This is a genomic window from Echinicola vietnamensis DSM 17526 (assembly GCF_000325705.1).
Taxonomy (GTDB): Bacteria; Bacteroidota; Bacteroidia; order Cytophagales; family Cyclobacteriaceae; genus Echinicola; species Echinicola vietnamensis.
On record NC_019904.1, the window covers coordinates 2878161 to 2892950 of the forward strand.

Sequence of the window (14790 nt, forward strand, 5' to 3'; positions counted from 1 at the left end):
GGAAGCCTTTATTAAATTTATAAATAAGGATAATCCTTAATCTTTTTTCTCACTGAGGCTTTCCTCTACATCGGAGGAGTCGTCATCAGATGAATCGGAGGATTTTTCAGCATCTTTTTCTACTTTGTCTACCTTTTTGGTAAAGGCCTCATAAGTGGTTTCCTTATCAAAAGGACGCTTTCCGATGAGTTTTTCTAGATCAGATTGGAAGATGATCTCCTTCTCCAATAGCTCTTGGGCCAATTTCTCCAGTTCTGGTTTACGTTGGTTCAGAAGCTGCTTGGTCCTATCGTAAGCGAAGGTGATCAATTTCCTTACTTCTTCGTCGATGGTTTCGGCCGTTGACTCTGAATAAGGTTTGTCAAATTTATATTCACTTCCCTTACTGTCGTAGAAAGATACGTTTCCGATTTTATCATTCATCCCGTAAACAGAAACGATGCTGTAGGCCATTTTTGTCACACGTTCCAGGTCACTTAGTGCACCGGTGGAGATTTTACCAAAGATGATTTCTTCTGCCGCACGGCCTCCCAAGGTCATGCACATCTCATCGATCAGCTGCTCTGTTTGGTAGAGGAACTGCTCTTTTGGCAGGTATTGGGCATAGCCAAGTGCGGCAATGCCACGGGGAACTATACTTACTTTTACCAATGGATCGGCGTGCTCCAGGAACCAACCGGCAACAGCGTGACCAGCTTCGTGATACGCGACGATTTGCTTCTCCTCAGGAGAGATAATCTTGTTTTTCTTCTCCAGTCCACCAATGACACGGTCCACCGCATCTTGGAAGTCCTGCATGTCTACAGCCGCTTTGTTTCTTCTGGCAGCAATCAATGCTGCTTCATTACAAACATTGGCAATTTCCGCACCCGCAAAACCTGGCGTCTGGGCGGCCAATTTTTTAGGATCGATATCAGAATTGGTTTTGATGGGTGCCAAGTGAACCTTGAAGATGGCTTCACGCCCGACGATATCCGGTTTGTCAATGCTGATTTGTCGGTCAAATCGTCCCGGTCTTAGCAAGGCACTGTCCAGTACGTCCGGACGGTTGGTGGCGGCGAGTACGATAACACCTGTATCGGTACCAAAACCATCCATCTCTACCAATAGGGAATTCAGTGTGTTTTCTCTTTCATCATTGGAACCCGGCATTTGACCTTTGCCCCTAGATCGACCAATAGCGTCAATTTCATCAATAAAGATGATACACGGTGCTTTTTCTTTAGCTTGTTTAAAGAGGTCACGAACCCTGGCCGCTCCGACCCCTACAAACATTTCTACGAAGTCAGATCCTGACAAGGTGAAGAACGGTACGCCCGCTTCTCCAGCCACGGCTTTTGCCAATAGGGTTTTACCAGTACCGGGAGGGCCTACCAAAAGTGCTCCTTTAGGGATTTTTCCTCCTAGCTTGGTGAATTTGGAAGGGTTTTTAAGGAATTCCACGATTTCCTGAACTTCCTCTTTGGCTTCATCCAATCCGGCGACATTACCAAAGGTAATTTTCACTTTGTTTTCTGCGTCAAACAGCTGGGCCTTGGATTTGCCTACGTTGAAAATTTGGCCTCCAGGACCACTAGGGCCAGCCATTCTTCTCATCATGATCCAAAAGAGGAAGAATACCAGCAGCAGGAATCCAAAGCTACCAAACCAATTGCCCCAGCTTTCTTCAGCATGGGCCTCATAGCCAATTTGATCCTCTTCTGGAAGCTTGGCTTCCAATGCTTCAAATTTCTCAATAAAATTATCTACCGAAGGTACCGTCACCCGATAATGGGGACCCGTAGGATTGAAGAAAGGATTTTGGGATTCCAGTTCGTCCTTGTATCGTTGGTTTTGTAAAGCGTCTTCCTTCAGGGTGACTTCTACGTAGTTTTGGTTGTAGATCACCTCTACTTTTTTGACATCGTTACTAAGCACCATGTCCTCAAACCGTTTCTGTGTGATTTCAATCATGGCACTACGCTGGTTAAACCAGGTGATGCCGATCAGCACAATGACCGCAGTGACAATCAGCCACAGTTGGAAATTGGGCTTCTGAGGAGGTTTGGGAATGAACTTTTTATTTTTGTTTTTATCACTCATCGTTTAATAATTAATTCAATGACTTTAGGTACAACGAATTGAAAAAATGAAAGTTTACCAGACTTAACTTATTTCAGTGATTTTGGCATCACCCCACAGTTCTTCAAGTCCGTAAAATTCTCTTTTATCTTTTAAGAAAATATGCGCCACCACGTCAATGTAATCTACCAAGACCCATTGATTGGTGCGCTTTCCTTCATTTCTCCAGGGTTTTTCTTTATGGGATTTGTAAACTTCTTCTTCTACCGCATCAGATATTGCCTCGATCTGTTTGTCAGATGAGCCTGAACAAATCACAAAAAAATCAGAAACAGAATTGTTAATTTCCCGCAAATCCATCACCACGATATCGGAAGCTTTTTTATCTTCCATTCCTTTTACGATTATTTTACTCAGCTCTTCTGCTGTCATACTTTTTGTTTGTAATTTTACTTTTCATTTAAGCGTTACAATAAAAGGCTAAATATCCTTATTGTACGACAAAATAACTAATTATTTTATGCATAAAATCCTTGCCAATACTGTTTTTCTCGGTAAAGATATCATTTACATGACAGAGTGTCATTCTACCAATGATGTCGCAGCTGCCAAAATCAAGGATGGGACCGCCCGGGAAGGTAGCATTGTCCTTACTGACACACAAACCAAAGGCAGGGGACAACGGGGAAACAGGTGGTACAGTGAGCCCGGAAAGAACCTTACGTTTTCGCTCGTACTGGCTCCAACGTTTATGGCTCCAGGGGCCCAGTTTGACCTAAATCGGATGGTGGCGCTGGCCGTTAAAGAGGCCTTAAGCCGCTATTCAGAAGGTATAAAGGTGAAATGGCCCAATGATATTGTCCACAAGGATGGTGGGAAGTTGGGAGGGATTTTAATAGAAAATAACCTGACACAATCCCGCATCGAAACGTCCGTGGTGGGCATTGGGCTTAACCTAAACCAAGTGGATTTTGCCTTTCCCGGCCCTACTTCCGTAGCCGTTTTGTCAGGGCATCAGGTCGATAAGTGGGAAATGGTATCGAATATCCTCGGGGAATTAGAAAAGCGATACATTCACTTAAAGAAGGGAGACAGGAAATCACTGGAAGATGAATATTGGGATAACCTGTACCGGAGAGGGGAATGGGCAACCTATGAAGACAGTGCTGGTGTTTTCCAAGGGATGATCACAGGACTAACCAAGGAAGGGCGATTGATCATTACGAATCAGCAAGGAAAAGAAAACCATTATGCATTTAAGGAAGTTAAATTTCTGTGAGCGAGGTAATATTTCATAATGTCTTTAGGATTGAGTAAATTTGTGTGCTGAAAATTTTGATAAAAATCATAACTACATGTCAGAAACTAAATCAAAGTACGTCAAGTATAAAGTAAAAGATATTTCTTTGGCCGATTGGGGACGCAAAGAAATCAGATTGGCGGAGGCCGAAATGCCGGGTCTAATGGCATTGAGGGCTGAGTATGGAGCTTCTAAGCCGCTTCAGGGCGCGCGCATAGCAGGATGTTTGCACATGACCATCCAAACGGCCGTGTTGATCGAAACCTTGGTAGCACTGGGTGCAGAGGTGACATGGTCTTCCTGTAACATTTTTTCCACTCAAGACCATGCCGCTGCTGCGATTGCCGCTGCTGGCATTCCAGTTTATGCCTGGAAGGGCATGAACGAGGAAGAATTTGATTGGTGTATCGAACAAACCTTGTTCTTCGGCGAAGATAAGCAGCCATTGAACATGATCTTGGACGATGGTGGGGATTTGACCAATATGGTCTTGGACAAATATCCTGAGCTGGTGCAAGGAATCAAAGGGGTGTCCGAAGAGACAACAACAGGTGTTCATCGACTTTATGAGCGCATGAAAAACGGTACCCTTCCTATGCCTGCCATTAATGTGAACGATTCCGTGACCAAGTCCAAGTTTGACAACAAATACGGATGTAAGGAGTCTTTGGTGGATGCGATCAGAAGGGCTACTGATGTGATGCTGGCAGGTAAAGTGGCTGTAGTGGCCGGTTACGGTGATGTAGGGAAAGGTTCTGCGGCTTCATTGAGAGGTGCAGGAGCTCGGGTAATCGTGACCGAAATCGATCCCATCTGTGCGTTACAGGCTTCCATGGATGGTTTTGAAGTGAAGAAAATGATCAATGCTGCTGCTGAAGCGGATATTGTCGTAACGGCTACAGGAAATAAGGATATCATCACCGGCGAGCATTTCAAAGTGATGAAAGATAAAACCATCGTGTGTAATATTGGCCATTTCGATAACGAAATTGATGTGGCTTGGCTGAATGAAAACTTTGGCGATACCAAGGATGAAATCAAGCCGCAGGTGGATCTTTACAATGTGAACGGTAATGACATTATCCTTTTGGCGGAAGGTAGACTAGTGAACCTGGGTTGTGCCACGGGACACCCTTCTTTTGTGATGTCCAACTCATTTACCAACCAGACCTTGGCCCAGATGGAGCTTTGGAACAATACCGATCAATACGAAAATAAGGTGTATGTGCTTCCTAAGCATTTGGATGAAAAGGTAGCTGCGTTGCACTTGGGTAAATTGAGCGTGGAGCTGGATGAGCTTACCGAAGATCAAGCCAAGTATATCGGCGTGGAAGTGGCTGGTCCATTCAAACCTGATTATTACAGGTATTAACCTGACCCACTTTTCATAATAGAAAGGGGCTGTTTCATAAGTCACATGATGTCGCTAAGATTCCGGAATCTGTCGGAGTCAAAGTAGTCTGGACTTTTGGAGCAGCCTCTTTTTTTTGGATCAAGTAATATTTCAGGGGGGGCGAATGTTGACATGGTCTTATGAAAAAATGTTCCTATTTGCATTTATATCTGCCGTTCCTACGGAACTTACCCTTTTGTGTGTAATCATTTTTGTTGCAGGTTGTCACCTGTACCTTCTATATGACCCTCCGCCAAAGGCGGATTAGGCAGGATACTCAGTTGCTAACGCATATTCAGGGTGTAACCTCAGCCAAGCCAACCATTATGCATGAGCAGATAGCTGCGACGGCTTTTATGATCCAAATCAACTAATCATTCTTTCAGCCTATTCCGCCATTCGTCACCATAGGCTACTGCGGTTTCCCATGTACAAATCGGGGCAAAGTGCCAGCAGCACAGATGATAGCTCCTCTACACGAAATGAGTACTAAATGCGTTTGCCACACTTGAAAACCATCAGGGGAATCGCTTTTAGCCCCTTGAAGTTCTTTAATTCAGGCTGACATCTCTTTACTAACAGTTTAAAAGTGTTTGCCCTGGGGGAACTGCCAATTTTCATGATGGAGTAAAATGCCCCCAACTTTTCGGCTTGATCCCTTTTTTTGGCGACAAAAAATAGCCCATATTTTTTTATATTGAGCCTGTTAAGCAAAACTACAAATCGCCATGTCATATTTAGAAGGAATGCTCAAATCGGACGCGCTGAAAGGGAAAAATATCCTGATCACAGGAGGAGGAACGGGACTGGGGAGGTCAATGGGTAAATATTTTTTGGAACTTGGAGCCAACTTGGTCATTACCAGCCGGAAGCTGGACGTTCTCCAGCATACCGCAAAAGAGCTTATGGCCGAAGTGGGAAGAGGAAAGGTCATTCCGCTGGCCTGTGATGTCAGGGATGTGGATCAAGTAGAAGGCATGTTTGAAGAGGCGGTGATGCAGTTGGGCCAAATCGATGTGGTGGTAAACAATGCGGCCGGAAATTTCATCAGTCCTACTGAGCGATTATCGGCCAATGCCTTTCATACGGTCATCGATATCGTGCTGAAAGGTTCTGTCAATATGACCATGACGGCAGGGAAACACTGGATAGACAAGAAGCAACCGGGTACTTTTTTGAATGTTGTCACCACCTACGCTTGGACAGGTTCTGGATATGTAGTGCCGAGTGCCACTGCCAAAGCAGGTGTGTTGGCTATGACTAGGTCGTTGGCTGTGGAGTGGGCCAAATACGGCCTCCGGTTCAATGCCATTGCTCCTGGGCCATTTCCTACAGAAGGGGCGTGGAGTCGGCTGTTGCCGGGAGAGTTGGCTGCCCAGTTTGATCCGGCCAAAAGGATTCCGCTGAAACGGGTTGGCGAGCACCAAGAGCTGGCCAATCTGGCGGCGTATTTGGTGTCTGACTTTTCTGCCTATGTCAATGGCGAAGTGATGACCATCGACGGTGGAGAATGGTTGAAAGGAGCTGGCCAGTTCAGCCATCTGGAGCAAATCCCCGAAAAGCTTTGGGATCAGATGGAAGCGATGCGGAAAAAGAAAAAATGAACGGCTTTTTCCAGTGGATTTACTCAGTAGATGTAGTGGCTATAAATTCCTTGGAGCTGTCAAAGTGTAGGCCTAAGGTATAATCCCACGTGGGAAGGTAATTATGGATGTTTTTAGGGTCAAGTCCAGACGTTTCAATAAAATACCAGTTTCCACTGGCTTCATCCAAAACTGCTATTAAGGTGATATGACTTATGATTTCTCCTTTTGGAACTTCGATTTTTGAGGTTACGGGAACCAATGCGTGTGTCTCTCCGGCCGTGTGTGCGACTTTGAGCGGTGCGCCTACTTCGAAACGCTTTATTTTCATTCTTCGGATTTTTTGTAAGTCATAAGCATCAGCCAAGGCTTTTTTAAATCCTTCTTTGCCGCCGGATTTTTCAAGTATTAAAGGATAGGTGTATTTGATGAGTGTTTCATAATCCTCCTGCATGTTTGCTTGGGCAAATTCGTTGGCGGCCTTTTGCATACCTTGGATCGTATGCTTTTGGGCAAACAAAACTGAAGTCACACAGAGAAAAATAAGGGTTAATGATAAGGTTCTGATCATAAGAGTTTTAGCTTAGGTAAAACAAATGTATAACCAGATTTTGTTAAATGCAAGAATGTTAAAAATAAGTTGTTTTTAGTTGTTGTTTTTTACTGTTCTACAGGATTTGATGAAAAATAGGTAATATTATCACCTTCTGATTCAAAATATATGTTGATTGGCTGACAACATACCTCACAATCTTCGATGTACTTTTGCGGACTGACACTTAGGTCCAATATCATGGAGATTGGGGCAAGGCAGTGCGGGCAAGTAAAGTGATGCTCTACAGTTAACATGGCATGAATAGAATGGTTAAAACAGGGTTTTGATAGAAGGAAGCAATAATAATGCAAGGAGACAAGAGCAATCTAAAAGAAATCTTTATTCCATAAGGGCCAGGATCAAATGATGCTGGCAGACGCATTTAAAATTTCCAAAAATTATATAACTTTATTGAAGAAAGGTTTTCTACCTTTGAAACAAGTTTAAGAATACACATGCGAAAATTGATCCAAATAGTGTTGTTAATGGTTTATCTCTGCTTTAATGCAGGGTTGAGCTATTCTATGCACTATTGTGGTGAAGAATTGGCTCGCATCAATCTTTTTGCAGAGGATAAAGGCTGCTGTCCCGATGGGGAGGAAATGCCGGGGTGTTGTGACGACATTCCCAAGACGGAGCTAGAGAATACGGATCAAAATATTGCCAAGTTGGTAGATATGCATTTTTATAATGCATCGTTGGTACCTCTACCGAACCTGATGGCTGAAATATTGGTCTGTATGGCTCAGCAAAAAGGTAAATTACCCGAAGTGCCCTTTGAGAAAGATGGGCCGCCTTCATGGGTTCCCATACACGTCATGCACCAGACTTTTTTGATTTAGATAATACTTTTTAAGGGTATTTTGGCCCTGCAGAGTGGGTGACACCTGTTCTGCTTCTCATCTCTTCTTTTATTCTTATCATCTTATAGCATTTACATGAAAAGCTATGCTCAATGCTGTTATTAAATTCTTCCTGGAGAATAAACTGGTAACGGTTCTCCTGCTGGTGGTTTTGGTGGCATGGGGACTGGTCGTGGTGCCGTTCCAGTGGAATACCCCATTTCTTCCCAGTGATCCAGTGCCGGTGGACGCGATTCCGGATCTTGGGGAAAATCAACAAATCGTCTTCACAGAATGGATGGGGCAATCCCCCCAAGATATTGAAGACCAAGTCACTTATCCCCTGACCACTTCTTTGCTTGGTTTGCCCGGGGTAAAGGCCATTCGGTCCACCTCCATGTTTGGCTTATCCAGCATATACATCATTTTTGATGATGACATTGATTACTATTGGAGCCGCTCCAGGATATTGGAAAAGTTGAATTCCTTGCCCTCCAATCTATTGCCGGCCAATGTTCAGCCAAAACTAGGCCCTGATGCTACTGCATTGGGCCAAGTATATTGGTATACGTTGGAAGGTCGGGATCGGAATGGAAATCCTGCGGGAGGTTGGGACTTGCATGAACTGCGGTCCATTCAAGATTACTATGTGCGTTATGGACTGGCCGGTGTCAGCGGCGTGGCCGAGGTGGCATCTGTGGGAGGAATGGAGAAAGAATACCACGTGGACTTGGATCCCGACGCCATGAAGGTCCATGGGGTTTCGATGATGGATGTGCAGCAGGCCTTGAAATCCACGAACCAGGCCATAGGAGCCAGCACTATGGAGATCAATAAGGTCGAGTATTATGTCCGTGCCCTGGGGTTTGTGGAAAATATCCAGGAGATAGCGGAAACGGTGGTGAAGTCGACCAATAACGTGCCGTTGCGCATAAAAGATATTGCAAGGGTGACCATTGGTCCGGCTGATCGGACAATGAAAGGGATTTTGGACAAGAGTGGAGCAGAGGCTGTAGGGGGAGTGGTCATCGCCCGATACGGCGATAATCCCATGGAGGTTATCACTAATGTGAAGGCCAAAATAGCAGCCATTAGTGCAGGATTACCCGAGAAGGAATTATCCGATGGAAGGATGTCGAAAGTGACCATTGTGCCTTTTTACGATCGATCAAACCTTATCATGGAAACCTTGGCCACGCTAAATGATGCCATTGTCCTGCAGATTTTGATGACCATAATTGTGGTCATGGTGATGGTGTATAATTTACGGGCTTCCCTGTTGATTTCAGCCATTTTGCCCTTGGCGGTGCTTACCTGTTTTATATTTATGAAATATACCGGGGTGGATGCCAACATAGTGGCGCTTTCTGGAATTGCCATTGCGATCGGTACCATGGTGGACCTCGGAATTATCCTGAATGAGAATATCCTCCGCCACATGGAAGAGGCCCCTACGGGCCAAGCGCTGATCAAGATCGTTTACAAAGCGACAAAAGAAGTAGCTACGGCCATACTAACCGCTGTGGCAACCACGATTGTGAGCTTTTTACCAGTCTTTACCTTACAGGCAGCCGAAGGAAAGCTGTTTGGACCTTTGGCGTATACCAAAACCTTTGCGCTGATATCCGCCTTGCTGTTTACGTTACTGGTCATGCCTGCATTTGCGCATTGGGTATTTGGCATCAAGGAAAAAGGAGGTTTTTGGAAGAAATGGGGAAATGTGGCCCTGACGGGTGTAGGGGCTTTTGGACTGTTCTGGTTGCCATTGGCTGGAATCGTTTTGATGGCCATAGGGGTAAATAATCTCCTTTTATTTTATTACAAAGACACTTATCAAAAATACCATTCACCAGTCCTGATCATGATCGCCGTAGTGGCGGTGTCGTGGCTTCTGGCTACAGCATGGGCACCTTTGGGCGCAAACGTGGCTCTTTTTACCAATTTTCTGTTTGTACTTTTGGTCGTGGGGATCATTCTTGGGCTGTTTAGTTTGTTTATCCGCTATTATGAGCAGATGCTTAGTTGGTGCCTTGCCCATAAAGGTACGTTCCTTTTACTGCCAGCTATGATGATTTTTCTGGGCTTGAACAGTTGGATTGGGTTTGCAGGATTGTTTGGCTGGGTAGCCGATGGTGTTGACCGGTTGGGGTGGAATATCCGAACGACAAAAGTGTACAGCAGTATGGTCCATGCATTTCCAGGGATGGGAGAGGAATTTATGCCAGCGCTAGATGAAGGAGCTTTTCTGCTGATGCCTACTTCCATGCCGCATTCAGGAGTAGAAGCCAATAAAAAAATCCTTCAGCAACTGGACATGCTGGTGAGCAGTATTCCAGAGATCACCTCAGTGGTAGGAAAGGCAGGTCGGGCAGAGACGTCGCTAGACCCAGCTCCCATGTCCATGTTCGAGAATATTATTCTCTATAAACCTGAATTTAGGGTAGATGAAAATGGCAGAAAGATTCGGTTTGCGGTGGATGAAGAGGGGACGTTTTTGAAGGATGAACAGGGACAATTGATCCCCGATGAGCATGGCGCGTATTATCGACAGTGGCGGGACCACATCAAAAGCCCGGACGATATTTGGGATGAAATAGCCAAGGCCTCCAAGTTGCCGGGCGTAACGTCAGCACCTAAGCTACAACCCATCGAAACCCGGTTGCTCATGCTTCAGACAGGCATGCGTGCTCCTATTGGGCTAAAAGTGTACGGGCCAGATTTAGAGACGATTGCTGAATTTAGTACGGAGCTTGAACAGTACCTCAAGGAAGTCTCCGGTGTGAAGCCAGCAGCTGTTTTTGCAGACCGGTCACTGGGCAAGCCTTATTTGGAAATTGACCTGGACAGGAAGGCGATCGCACGTTATGGCCTTCAAGTGAAGAATGTCCAAGAAACCATTTCGGCAGCAATGGGCGGCATGAAGATGACGACTACGGTGGAAGGAAGGGAGCGATATGCTATCCGGGCCAGGTATGCGCGGGATTTCCGGCAAAGCCCGGAGGCCATAGAGCAGGTGCTGATCAGTACTTCCTCCGGAATTCAGGTACCGTTAGGCGAAATGGCTTCCATCCAATACCGGCAAGGTCCGATAATGATTCGAAGTGAGGATTCGTTTTTGGTGGGGTATGTTTTGTTGGATAAGCAGCCAAATGTGGCAGAGGTAACGGTAGTAGAAAATGCCCAAAAATACCTTCAAGGTAAAATTGATAGCGGAGAGCTGAAGGTGCCGAAAGGAGTGAGTTACCGGTTTTCAGGATCCTATGAAAACCAAGTCAGGGCAGAAAAGAGGTTGTCCATTGTGATCCCGCTATGCCTGATCTTGATCTTTCTGATCCTCTATTTTCAATTTAGATCGGTGCCCATTACCCTGTTCATATTTTCGGCCATCTCCATGGCATTTGCAGGGGCTTTCATCATGCTCTGGCTATATGGCCAGCCCTGGTTTATGGATGTTGAGGTGCTGGGAAGTTCCATGCGGACACTTTTCCAAATGAAAACCTATAACCTGAGTGTGGCTGTTTGGGTCGGATTTATCGCCTTGTTTGGGATTGCTACGGATGATGGAGTGGTCATGGCCACTTATTTGAAGCAGCGGTTTGAGGTGAACAGGACGAAGACGGTTCCAGAGATCAGACAGGCCGTAAAGGAAGCAGGGATGCGAAGGATAAGACCTTGCCTTATGACATCTGCTACCACCTTGTTGGCATTATTGCCGGTATTGACCTCTAGTGGCAGAGGGTCCGATATCATGATTCCGATGGCCATTCCTTCCTTTGGTGGGATGGCGGTGGCCTTGGTTTCGCTGTTCATTGTGCCGGTATTGTACAGCTGGTGGGAAGAGCGAAAAATAGTAACAAACGGTGATTTGCAAAGTAAAAACCCGAAACAACAACGCATATGAAAGGGGTGATAAGTAAAACATTCGAAATGATTTCATGCCGAAAATGGCCGGCGGTGGTAGGGGCAGTTAGCCTGTTGTGCCTGTGCTTTCAGGTCCAGGGGCAAAGTTTAGCGGATTACATAGAGGAAGCAGCGGAAAACAATCCGGAAATTCAAGCTGCCAACAGCCGCTATGCTGCCAGCTTGGAGCGGGTTCCCCAAGTGGGCGGATTGCCAGATCCGGAATTAAGTGTTGGGTTTTACCTGCAAGACATGGCTACCCTGATGGGGGACCAAAGGCTCAACGCAACATTAATGCAGCGATTCCCGTGGTTTGGCACGTTACAAGCCTCTAAAGACGAGGCAAGCTTATTGGCCAAGGCAAATTATCAAGACTTTGAGGCGGTAAAAAACGCTTTGATTTATGATGTTAAAACGACCTATTATCAATTGTATTTACTGGAGCATCACCTGATGGTGGCCCGTAAAAACCTTCAACTGCTGAATGACTTGGAGGAACTGGCCCTGAATAAATTCAAGGGGGGGACGCCGGGAAAAAGCGGGAAAATGACCGATGTACTGCGTATCCAAATTGAGCAGAAGGCGCTCGTGGCCCGCATTGCAGCATTAGAAGATGAACATGCCGTAAGGGAGGTGGATTTCAACTTGCTGCTCAATAGGCCCAAGGATACTCCTGTCCATATGGATGCTTCATTTTGGAATGAGGAGGAAATATTATGGGACAAGGAGGTGGTATTGGACAGTATTTTGAACGCGAATCCCCAAGTGAAAAAAATGGAATGGGAAGGATTGGCTTACCAGAAGAAAGGAGAGGCAGCCCGGCTTAAAGGCCTTCCCAGTTTTGGGGTGGGGCTTAGCTATATGGTCAATAGCCCCCGTCAGCCAGCAGGAGACATCAATGGTCCAATGGGATATGTCCCTGGAGGAATGGGGCATAATATGGTCATGCCAATGGTTTCCGTTTCGGTGCCGCTTTTTAGGGGCAAATACAAAGCCGCCAGTAAAGAATCCGAATATTATTACCAAGCTTCCGTGCAGGCGAAAGAGGCCCTGGACAACACATTACGATCTGCTTGGGAAGAACAATATCGCCTGATCCGGGAAGCGGAAAGAAATGCAAACTTGTACCAAGATCAAGTAGTTTTACTTCAAAAGACGATGGACTTGATGATCGCAGATTACAGCAGTGCTGCGGGAAGTTTTGAAGAACTGCTCAGTGTGCAGCGGCAATTGCTGGATTTTGAAATGAAGACGGCTGAAGAGACCTTTAAAAAGCTCCAAGCTTATGCAAAATTAGCTTCTTTAATGGCCAAAGGAATTACACTATGAAATTTATGAAAGGAAGAAAACTACTTATATTGATGTTCCTTGGTGCTTTTTTGGCGGGTGGAATCATCGGTGGGGTGCTGACTTCGGGTGAAGGAGCGAAAGAGGCTCTCGACCAGCACGATCATAAGGGTGAAACCGTGTACACTTGTTCGATGCACCCGCAGATCAAGCAAAATGAGCCAGGAGATTGCCCTATTTGCGGCATGGATTTGGTGCCACTTTCTACCCTCGGCGATAGCGAGGATACCAATCCTTATGTCATGACCATGAGCCCTGAGGCGGTGGCTTTGGCGAATATTGCCACTTCTACCGTCAAGGCCGGAAGTGAGATGGCTTCAAATCATTTGACACTGAGTGGGACGATTGAAGTGGATGAACGAAATGTGAAGTCGGTTTCTGCCAATTTTGACGGGAGGATAGATGATTTATACGTGGCATTTACCGGGCAGGAGGTGAAACAAGGCCAACGCTTGGCCCGCATATATTCTCCTGATTTAATTGCTGCCCATCGGGAGCTGCTGGAAGCCAAAAAGGCAACAGGCATCAGCCCTAAGCTCTATGAAGCAGCAAAACAGAAACTAAAGCAATGGCAATTGACCGATGCGCAAATAACCAAGATGGCAAATGATGAAGACTATCAGCCCCATTTCGATATTTACGCGGCCACCTCAGGTGTGGTGACCGACAGAAAGGTGGCCGCTGGAGATTATGTGAGCCGAGGGCAAGTGCTTTTTGAAATCACCAATTTGAACAAAGTGTGGGTGATGCTGGATGCCTACGAACAGGGTTTGGGACAAATCAGCGCTGGTGATCAAATCCAATTTTCGGTAAATGCTTTACCGGGAGAGGAGTTTTCGGCCAAAGTAGCGTTTATCGATCCGGTCGTTTCAGCGGACAGCAGAAGTGCCAAGGTCAGGGCTGAAGTAAACAATTTCTCCGGTAAACTCAAACCGGGGATGTTCGTCACGGCAAAGCTTTCAACGCAAGATGAAGCACCGGTGGATGCCGGGGTGATGGTGCCGAAGTCGTCTATATTGTGGACGGGGAGAAGGTCGGTTGTTTACCGGCAGGTAGGAAGTGAAATGAAGCCGGCCTTTGAGATGGTGCAGGTGGAGCTAGGACCGGTAGCAGGGGAGATGCAGCAAGTGTTGACAGGGCTTTCTCCGGGAGACCAGATTGTGACCAATGGCGTTTTTGCCGTGGACGGTGCCGCGCAGTTGAGCGGAAAATACAGCATGATGGCACACCCCGAAGAGCAGGATTTTCAGGTTTCGGAAAGTTTTGGTAAAGTCATTGAAGAGGTGATAGCAGCATATTTGACCATGAAAAATCGTTTGGTCAGGGATGAATCCGGGCAAGCTGCCGCGGGTAATCTGCATAAGCTTTTGACAGAGGAAAATCCTCCATTATCGCAAGAAAAAGCCCTGGAGAAATGGAAGGAAATCAGTGAATCCTTGGCGGCAAATGCATTGGCCATGAGCCAAACATCAGATATAGCAAAGCAAAGGGAGTGGTTAGTGCCTGTTTCGAATGAAATGATCAAACTGCTGGATGCTTTTGGGGGGCAAGGGAAAAAGCTCTTCAAGGATTATTGCCCCATGGCAAAAAATGATCAGGGAGCCTATTGGCTCAGTGAGTTTGAGGAGATCAAAAACCCCTACTTCGGGGCGTCTATGCTTTCCTGCGGTGAAATAAAGAAGGTTTACCCATCGCAAGGTTCGCATCAGCAAAAGAGCGGGCATTCCGGTCACCAACATTAGCCGTATAAAGAGCGTAGGTCGTTGATT

Annotated in this window: 11 protein-coding genes; 7 read left to right on the plus strand and 4 right to left on the minus strand. The window is 46.0% G+C overall.

Features of this window, described 5'->3' with window-relative positions; translation table 11 throughout:
* Positions 1-36: 36 nt before the first annotated feature.
* Both ftsH and rsfS read right to left on the minus strand, forming a co-directional pair.
* Positions 37-2082 carry an ATP-dependent zinc metalloprotease FtsH gene (ftsH, locus tag ECHVI_RS11835; protein ID WP_015266230.1) on the minus strand — a complete coding sequence of 682 codons (2046 nt, stop codon included), beginning with the start codon at positions 2080-2082 and terminating at the stop codon, positions 37-39.
* Positions 2083-2145: 63 nt separating this feature from the next.
* Positions 2146-2493 (minus strand): ribosome silencing factor, encoded by a 348-nt coding sequence (gene rsfS, locus ECHVI_RS11840; RefSeq protein ID WP_015266231.1) that lies wholly within the window; start codon positions 2491-2493, stop codon positions 2146-2148.
* An 88-nt stretch (positions 2494-2581) separates the two neighbouring features.
* Between rsfS and ECHVI_RS11845 the strand changes: the two genes are divergently transcribed.
* From ECHVI_RS11845 to ECHVI_RS11860, 3 genes are all read left to right on the plus strand, one after another.
* Complete coding sequence (locus ECHVI_RS11845; RefSeq protein ID WP_015266232.1) at positions 2582-3340, plus strand: biotin--[acetyl-CoA-carboxylase] ligase; 759 nt, start codon at positions 2582-2584, stop codon at positions 3338-3340.
* 76 nt (positions 3341-3416) lie between these two features.
* Positions 3417-4733 carry an adenosylhomocysteinase gene (gene ahcY / locus ECHVI_RS11850; protein WP_015266233.1) on the plus strand — a complete coding sequence of 439 codons (1317 nt, stop codon included), beginning with the start codon at positions 3417-3419 and terminating at the stop codon, positions 4731-4733.
* Between the two features lie 749 nt (positions 4734-5482).
* Positions 5483-6358, plus strand: a complete 876-nt coding sequence (locus tag ECHVI_RS11860; RefSeq protein WP_015266234.1) for an SDR family oxidoreductase — start codon at positions 5483-5485, stop codon at positions 6356-6358.
* 19 nt (positions 6359-6377) lie between these two features.
* Here ECHVI_RS11860 and ECHVI_RS11865 read toward each other — a convergent pair whose 3' ends face one another.
* Both ECHVI_RS11865 and ECHVI_RS23315 read right to left on the minus strand, forming a co-directional pair.
* Positions 6378-6908, minus strand: a complete 531-nt coding sequence (locus ECHVI_RS11865; RefSeq protein WP_015266235.1) for a hypothetical protein — start codon at positions 6906-6908, stop codon at positions 6378-6380.
* An 89-nt stretch (positions 6909-6997) separates the two neighbouring features.
* Positions 6998-7186, minus strand: a complete 189-nt coding sequence (locus tag ECHVI_RS23315) for a zinc ribbon domain-containing protein (protein ID WP_083891972.1) — start codon at positions 7184-7186, stop codon at positions 6998-7000.
* Positions 7187-7387: 201 nt separating this feature from the next.
* Here ECHVI_RS23315 and ECHVI_RS11870 point away from each other — a divergent pair, with 201 nt between their 5' ends.
* The 4 genes from ECHVI_RS11870 (at position 7388) to ECHVI_RS11885 (ending at position 14763) form a co-directional block, all read left to right on the plus strand.
* A complete protein-coding gene (locus tag ECHVI_RS11870) occupies positions 7388-7774 on the plus strand; it encodes an HYC_CC_PP family protein (RefSeq protein WP_015266237.1) in 387 nt (128 codons plus the stop codon).
* Between the two features lie 106 nt (positions 7775-7880).
* Entirely contained in the window at positions 7881-11675 is a 3795-nt protein-coding gene (locus tag ECHVI_RS11875; RefSeq protein ID WP_015266238.1) for an efflux RND transporter permease subunit, read from the plus strand.
* Between the two features lie 26 nt (positions 11676-11701).
* Positions 11702-13003, plus strand: coding sequence for a TolC family protein (locus tag ECHVI_RS11880; protein WP_157501369.1), 1302 nt, complete (start codon positions 11702-11704; stop codon positions 13001-13003).
* Entirely contained in the window at positions 13000-14763 is a 1764-nt protein-coding gene (locus ECHVI_RS11885; RefSeq protein ID WP_052331427.1) for an efflux RND transporter periplasmic adaptor subunit, read from the plus strand. Before ECHVI_RS11880 ends, ECHVI_RS11885 begins: the two co-directional genes overlap by 4 nt.
* The last annotated feature ends 27 nt before the right edge of the window (positions 14764-14790 follow it).

Excerpts from the sequence above, each read along its gene's own strand:
- ECHVI_RS11885 (WP_052331427.1), top strand. The coding sequence starts at position 13,000 with ATGAAATTTATGAAAGGAAGAAAACTACTTATATTGATGTTCCTTGGT.
- rsfS (WP_015266231.1), bottom strand. The coding sequence starts at position 2,493 with ATGACAGCAGAAGAGCTGAGTAAAATAATCGTAAAAGGAATGGAAGAT.
- ahcY (WP_015266233.1), top strand. The coding sequence starts at position 3,417 with ATGTCAGAAACTAAATCAAAGTACGTCAAGTATAAAGTAAAAGATATT.
- ftsH (WP_015266230.1), bottom strand. The coding sequence starts at position 2,082 with ATGAGTGATAAAAACAAAAATAAAAAGTTCATTCCCAAACCTCCTCAG.
- ECHVI_RS11870 (WP_015266237.1), top strand. The coding sequence starts at position 7,388 with ATGCGAAAATTGATCCAAATAGTGTTGTTAATGGTTTATCTCTGCTTT.
- ECHVI_RS11845 (WP_015266232.1), top strand. The coding sequence starts at position 2,582 with ATGCATAAAATCCTTGCCAATACTGTTTTTCTCGGTAAAGATATCATT.
- ECHVI_RS11865 (WP_015266235.1), bottom strand. The coding sequence starts at position 6,908 with ATGATCAGAACCTTATCATTAACCCTTATTTTTCTCTGTGTGACTTCA.
- ECHVI_RS11860 (WP_015266234.1), top strand. The coding sequence starts at position 5,483 with ATGTCATATTTAGAAGGAATGCTCAAATCGGACGCGCTGAAAGGGAAA.
- ECHVI_RS23315 (WP_083891972.1), bottom strand. The coding sequence starts at position 7,186 with ATGTTAACTGTAGAGCATCACTTTACTTGCCCGCACTGCCTTGCCCCA.
- ECHVI_RS11880 (WP_157501369.1), top strand. The coding sequence starts at position 11,702 with ATGATTTCATGCCGAAAATGGCCGGCGGTGGTAGGGGCAGTTAGCCTG.
- ECHVI_RS11875 (WP_015266238.1), top strand. The coding sequence starts at position 7,881 with ATGCTCAATGCTGTTATTAAATTCTTCCTGGAGAATAAACTGGTAACG.